Genomic DNA, 6,496 nt, shown 5'->3' with positions numbered 1-6,496 from the left:
CCTCAGTGCCGATCCCGTACAGAAGCAAGTGCCCGGCAGGTGGACAGCGCAAAAAGGGATTGACTAACTAAGGCCCGTTACAGAAGCCCGGATGGAGCGAAGCGCAATCCGGGAAACTGCATCCGCTTGCGAGACTGTCCCGGATTTCGCTTCGCTCCATCCGGGCTACGTTGTTTGCATCGCCCTCCGCGCCAACGCCAAGCCCATCAACACGAATGCCGACGTCACTTCCGGCCCGCCGACGAGAATCCGCGTCGGCGTCTTCATCTTGTTCCACTCGTACGCCCGGTACGGCCCGTGCCTGCCGCCTTCGCCGAGACTTGCGACGAGGACGTGCAGCGCCGGCGCGAATGTCGAAACGTCTGCGCCGAGATGCGCCAGCGCCATCAGCGCCAGCGCGGCGTCGAACGGGTTCATCTCGCGCGCGATCAATTCACCCTCGACATAGGCCAGCACCCTCTCGCGGATCAACGCGAACGTGCCGTCCGGATCGATCGCCTGCCGCGCGGCCTCCGGCAATGCCATGAACACAGCATGGCAGCGGCCGAAATAGGCGGAGTAGAGCTCCGGCAGGTAATAGATGTGCGAGCGCGGACTTTTGAACGCGCCGCTTTCCGCCAGCCGCCGCTGGAAGCCGATGATGCGATGCACCGTCTCCAGACGCTGCGGTGTCTCCAGAATCTTCCAGCGCGAAAGATTACGGAAACTGACTTCGAGAATATCGAGGTTGAGCGTTGGGTCGAGATCGTTGCCGTAGGGGCGGTCGCCATTGAGATTGTCGATCCAGGTGACGACGCCGCCCTCGTAGTCGATATTGTCGTTGAGCGGCACAGTGACGCGGGGCTCGTTGGCGCCCTCGCGCACCTGGTAGCCGCGATAGAAGTCGAGCAGCGGCTGGTCGAGGATCGGATCGGTGCAGCCGGCTTGTGTGGCGGCCGAGAACGAGCACGCCGTGGTGTCGCAGTCCGGCACGTAGATGCCGAAACCCAAATCCTGCTTGATCTGCGAGAAGAATTTTGAAAAGCGCGGATGCGGCAACGGCGCCAAGGCCGTGATCACGTTCACGGTGGTGCCGTCATGCGAGGGCACTTCCTCGGCTGAGGTCTTCAGGCAAAAATCCACCATCTCGGCAATCGCCCGCCGCGACGCTGCGGCCTCATCGGCGGAAGCCAGCCCGGTCTCGACGTAGCTGAGCAGCGCCTCGGTGAAGAAGGCGTCGTAATAGGCCGAGCGGTGGCGGATCTGCATCGGCTCCCACATCGGCTCGGCAATCCCGGTCCAGGGTGGGTTGATCAGCGCACGCGCCGGCGAATGCGCGATGAAGATGCGCGCCAGGCTGAACAGAAGCGTCGAGTTCTTGTAGCCGCGCGAGTTCAGCCCGGTCAGCGCCATCAGCATTTCGCGCCCGCCCATGTCGGCATCGCCGATCAGGTTGAAGGCGGCATAGGTAGGGACGAAGCCGTTTTTGGCGAACGAGCGTAAGAGATGCGCGCCGCAGCGGCGGATCACCCGGTCGATCTCGCTTCGATCGGGCGGGCGGCCCGGTGCCGCCACCGGCCCGGGGGCGGGGTGGCGGACATTAATATCGACCATCAGCTCGGCGATCGGGGCGCCGACCGCGGCCCAGTCCGGCTCGGCATCGTCGCGCGCCCTTCGCAGCGCCTCCTGCAAGGCGCCTAGCCGCTTCTGGTCGCGCAAGGCCGGGTGCCCGGTCCGCCGCAGCAGCGGCCGCAGCGCCGGGTTGCCCAGCGCGGTGCGGTAGAACTTGCCGAGATGGGGGTCGCCGCCGCGGTATTTCAGCAGCACGGGGTCGCAGACATCGTAGAGCGACGGGCCGTCTTTCCGCGCGGTCAGCGCCCGAAATGCGGCGCCGGCGATGGTAGAAAAGCCCATGCAGTTTCTTTCCGCCGGAACGGTGAAGGGAGGGCCGCGTTGAGCATGGCAAATAGCTCAAACGGCCACCGCCGGCCGGATCGGGCCTGCAAGCCCTTGAAAACTATACAAATCAGCAAAAATTACAAATGTGATGCAGATCACTTAACTGGCGTTAACGCCCCGCCATAGTCGCCGGCAATTGGTTCCATGCGTGGATTCAGGTTGTTCAGGAGGGCCCGACAGGCTAAAAGACCGTTGTTGCGGTGCCGCAAATTGCGCGCAATTAGACGGCACACACCCGGCAACCCCATCAAACCTGAACGGTCCTCACGCGACTAACTGGCGCGATCTTGCTCGGCGCTTTGGACAAACTTGGGAATGGAAACGCGATGAACCTTGGTCAGCTCTGCATTTCCCGCCGCACCGTTACCATTGCGGTGGCGTTTGTCGGCCTGGTGTCGCTGGCGATCGGCGCCCATGCCGCGCTGAACAAGCGTTCGCTCGACGCCGCCAAGGCGATCGGCACCGAGCAGACCGGCTCGATCGGCACGTCAGCCAACCGCGTCGCGCTGGTGATCGGCAACGGCCATTATCCGGATGCGGCAGCGCCATTGTCCCAGCCGATCAACGACGCCCGCGGCCTCACCGCCGCGCTGCGCGCCAAGGGTTTTGACGTCGACGTGGTCGAAGACGCCACCAAGGACGACATGGCCCGCGCCGTCGCCCGCCTGAAAGACAAGATCAAGCCGGATACGGTCGCGATGCTGTTCTTCGGCGGCTACGGCGTCCAGGTCGGCCGCGAGAGCTTTATGATTCCGGTCGACGCCGCGATCTGGAGGGAAGCCGACGTCCGCCGCGACGGCGTCTCGATCGAGCAGGTTTTGGACGCGATGACCGAGAAGGGCGCCAAGGCCAAGCTCGTCGTCGTCGACGCCTCCCGCCGCAATCCCTATGAGCGCCGCTTCCGCTCCTATTCGCATGGGCTGGCCCCGATCTCCACGCCGGAGAACGCGCTGATCCTGACCTCCGCCACGCCGGGCAAGGTCGCCGACGACGGCAAGGGCCAGTACAGCGTGCTGGTCACCGAGCTGCTCAACAATCTGGACTCGCAGTCCGGCGCCGCAACCGCCTTCAACAAGACCCGCATCTCCATCTCCCGCGCCTCCGACGGCGAGCAGGTGCCGCAGGTGTCGTCGTCCTTGCTGGAAGACGTCCGCCTCGGCGGGTAGGGCGAATTCTCCATCCCCGTCGCCCCTGCGAAACGCAGGAAAGCGCCGCCGCACCGGCGCTGCTCCCCCTCTCCCGCTTGCGGGGGAGGGCCGGGGTGGGGGTGTCTCCGCATCGGTGCTGGTAACTACTTTGCGGTGATCACGTGACTCGCAGCGCGCATCCATCGCCGCTTGCTCGCTGCGCCTGCGGGAGAGGCATAGGCCGCCTTCGCTGGCCGTCCTAAGCTACGCCAAAGCGTAGATGCGATCCCGGGTGAGGGGGACTCTCCGCGCACTCACATCGGTCTGAATTCGCGGAGGCACCCCCACCCCAACCCTCCCCCGCAAGCGGGAGAGGGAGTGCACCGCCGTCGCGGCGCCATCAAAATTGATCCGCCTACTTCGCGTCCGCGCTCGCCGTCACCGCCCGCACCGGATCGCCCTCGCGCAGCAGCGCGCCGGCCCGCGCCACCACGATGTCGCCTTCCTGCAGGCCGGAGGTGATCTCGACCTGGCCGGCCGACATCAGCCCGGTTTCCACCCGCCGCGTTTCGACGCGGGCGCGCCGCACCACCTGCACCACGGTGCCGGCGGAGCCATAGAGGATCGCGGTCAGCGGCACCGCGACGCCGCAGCTCTGCCCGGTCCTGATCTGCGCGCGGCCACTTGAATTGACGAGCAGCCGCCGGTTGGTGGTCACGCCGACGAACACCTGCGCGAGCTGGCTGTTCGGCTCCACCGTGGTCGACAGCCGCCGCACCCGCCCGTCGACCTCGCCGGCTCCGATCACCTTGATCCGCGCGGTCTGGTTCACCTGGAGTTTGGCGATATCGCGCGTCGGCACCATGCCGACTAGATCGAACTCGCCGCGCGCGATGATCGAAAACAGCGCTTCGCCCTTGGCCGACGCCATCGCGCCGACGGATGCCGTCGTGGCCGAGATCACGCCCGCCACCGGCGCCTGCACCGTAATCTGCCCGCCTTCCGGCAAAGTCAGCCGCGCCAGAACCTGCCCCGCGGTGACGCTGTCGCCCGCATCCACCATCACCTCGGCCACCTTCAGCCCCATCCGCTCGGGCCGCACCTGCGTCTCCTCGCGCGCAATGATGGTGCCCGAGACTTCGACGATGTTAGCGAAACAGGATTTCGCGGCCTTGAGCACGGTGACCGCGGCGCCTTTGGGCGCGGCAGGGTCAGGGTCGTCGGCGGCGAGGGTGGGCAAGGTGGAAAGGCAGATCAAGCCTGCGGCAATCAGGGAGGCCAGCGTCAGTGAAAGGCCGCGCGCGCGGAAGATGGTCATCTGCATTTCGTTCCCGGTTTCGGCCTTAACCGATACCAGAAGGCCGGCGGGAGAGCCAAGCGCCAAGAATGTCACCCCTCCGCCCGGCTGGCGGCCTCCGCCGGCGCCGTTTCGAGCGCCAGCGGAACGCCGGCCAGTTCGTCCGCGCGGGCGATATGCCTCGCGATCGCGGGATTGACTGATGACGCGTGCGTCAGCGGGAGCATATGGCCGGCGGCCGGCAAATGCCGGATCTCGGCGCAGTCCATGATCGCGCCGAGCCGCTGCACGATGCGTTGGGTGAGGTAGGGCGACAGCCCTCCCGAAAACAGCAGCGTCGGGACGCGAAGCGAGGCCGCCGCGGTGGCGACATTCGCTTCGGCGAACGCCGCCGTGAAATCGAACGCAAGCTTGTCGGCGTGCTCGATCATGCGCAGGCGCGCGCTGGCCGGCAGCGGATCCTGCGGACCGGAGCCGTTCCAGAATTCGATGAACATGTCGATCGCTTCCAGCGCCGATCCATTCCAGAGATCCTCGGAAACGTCACGGGCGACCTGCGCGAAACGCGCGTGCAGCCGCCGGTCCGCGTCGCTCTCGCACAGCAGTGTCGGCAGCACCGGCTCGATCAGCGTCAGGCTGCGCAGGCGATGCGCGAACGGGGAGCAGGTCGCGATCTTGAACGCAATCGCGCCGCCGTAGGAATGACCGACGAGATGGATGGGGCCGTCCGCGTCGTGGAGTTGACCGCTCAGGCATCGAACTTCCTCCGCAAGCGTCAGCGGCAGATCCGCCGCGCAGCAGCTATTGGTGCCATAGCCCGCGATGTCAGGGGCGAAGAACGGATGCTCGCGCCCGAGTTCATCGGCGAGCGTCTTCCATTGGCGGCCTGACCCTAGCGAGCAGTGCAGCGCCACGACGCAAGCCTTTTCGCGATATGCGCGCGAGATTTCAATCACATTGGTCATCGAAATAATCCTGATTTTTATGTGGGGGCGCCACCAGCGGAGCCACGCCAATGGCTCCGCTGAGATATTGTTGGAGGAGCATGATCCGAAAAAGTGGACACCGGTTTTCCCTCGCGACAAACGAGGAACGCGTTTGCGCGAAGATCATGCTCAAATCAAAGAGTCAGAGCGGGATGACGGTTCGAAGAAGCGTCATCACGCTCGGCTTCACTGCTTGGTGATGACGACTTCGAGATACTCGCTGGGCACTACCATCGTGCCGTCGCCGGAGCGGTTCATGCGAACGATCAGGGCATGCAGGTCGTTATGCAGCTCTTCCTGTTTCGCCGGCTCGAGGGCTGCGAACGCTTTCAGCACCGGGCCGTAATACGTCTTGAACACGTCGAGGAAGTGCGCCGGCGAGCGATAGCGAAACTTGAACAGGCGCGATTCCGCTCTGATCGAGCGTGCCTCGGCGTCGAACATTTCGGTCAGTCGCGCGCGCGTTCCCCACAGTGCCGGCGATTTGGCCCCAGCGGGCGGCGGCAGATATTTGCCGAGCGTCCTGAAGACCTGTCCGATAAAACCGTCCGGCGTCCAGTTCGCCAGGCCGATCCGGCCCTTGGGCTTGCAGACCCGCATCAGCTCGGCGGCCGCGCGGTCCTGGTTCGGCGTGAACATGACGCCGAAGGTGGAGAGCACCGTGTCAAAACTATTATCATCGAACGGCAGGTTTTCCGCGTCGGCTTCCCTGAATTCGATTGGCATGCCTTCCGCCGCCGCGCGCGCCTGGCCGCGTTCCAGCAACGCCGGCACGTAGTCGGTCGAGGTGACGTCGCACCACCGCCGTGCCGCGGCGAGGCTCGCCATACCATTGCCGGCGGCGACGTCGAGCACCTTTGAGCCGGCCTTGAGATCAAGCGCCTCGCAGAGCTCTTCGCCGACGATTTGCAGCGTCGCGCCGACAATGGCGTAATTGCCTGATGACCATGCGGCCTGTTGACGCGCCTTGAGGGCTGCGAGATCGGGGGCGGGTGGGGCGGAATTGGCTTGGGCAGATTCGGCTTGGGCAGAATCGGCTTGAGTCTGGGTCGCTGCAGTCGCTGTCTGTCCGGCCATCGGGGTTCCTTTTGGGATCATGCGGCCACGGAAGGGGGCCGCGATGAACCGAACATGGCCCTGTCAGGACC

Annotated in this window: 5 protein-coding genes; 1 reads left to right on the top strand and 4 read right to left on the bottom strand. The window is 65.2% G+C overall.

All coding sequences use genetic code 11. The annotated features are described in order from the left end of the window. Positions 1-165: 165 nt before the first annotated feature. Positions 166-1,893, bottom strand: a complete 1,728-nt coding sequence (locus tag IVA95_RS06105; RefSeq protein ID WP_247509697.1) for a hypothetical protein — start codon at positions 1,891-1,893, stop codon at positions 166-168. A gap of 371 nt (positions 1,894-2,264) precedes the next feature. On the opposite strand from IVA95_RS06105, the gene IVA95_RS06100 reads away from it, so the two are divergent. Next, positions 2,265-3,104, top strand: a complete 840-nt coding sequence (locus IVA95_RS06100; RefSeq protein ID WP_247509696.1) for a caspase family protein — start codon at positions 2,265-2,267, stop codon at positions 3,102-3,104. A 376-nt stretch (positions 3,105-3,480) separates the two neighbouring features. Here IVA95_RS06100 and IVA95_RS06095 read toward each other — a convergent pair whose 3' ends face one another. From IVA95_RS06095 to IVA95_RS06085, 3 genes are all read right to left on the bottom strand, one after another. Then, positions 3,481-4,383, bottom strand: coding sequence for an efflux RND transporter periplasmic adaptor subunit (locus IVA95_RS06095; protein WP_213252664.1), 903 nt, complete (start codon positions 4,381-4,383; stop codon positions 3,481-3,483). Positions 4,384-4,454: 71 nt separating this feature from the next. After that, positions 4,455-5,327, bottom strand: a complete 873-nt coding sequence (locus IVA95_RS06090) for an alpha/beta fold hydrolase (RefSeq protein WP_247509695.1) — start codon at positions 5,325-5,327, stop codon at positions 4,455-4,457. Positions 5,328-5,534: 207 nt separating this feature from the next. Continuing rightward, positions 5,535-6,425, bottom strand: a complete 891-nt coding sequence (locus IVA95_RS06085) for a class I SAM-dependent methyltransferase (RefSeq protein ID WP_247509694.1) — start codon at positions 6,423-6,425, stop codon at positions 5,535-5,537. Between the last annotated feature and the right edge of the window lie 71 nt (positions 6,426-6,496).

The organism is Bradyrhizobium sp. 157 (assembly GCF_023073815.1).
Taxonomy (GTDB): domain Bacteria; phylum Pseudomonadota; class Alphaproteobacteria; order Rhizobiales; family Xanthobacteraceae; genus Bradyrhizobium.
The sequence above is the reverse complement of the archived record's forward strand: the minus strand, read 5'-3'. Positions and strand labels throughout refer to the sequence as shown.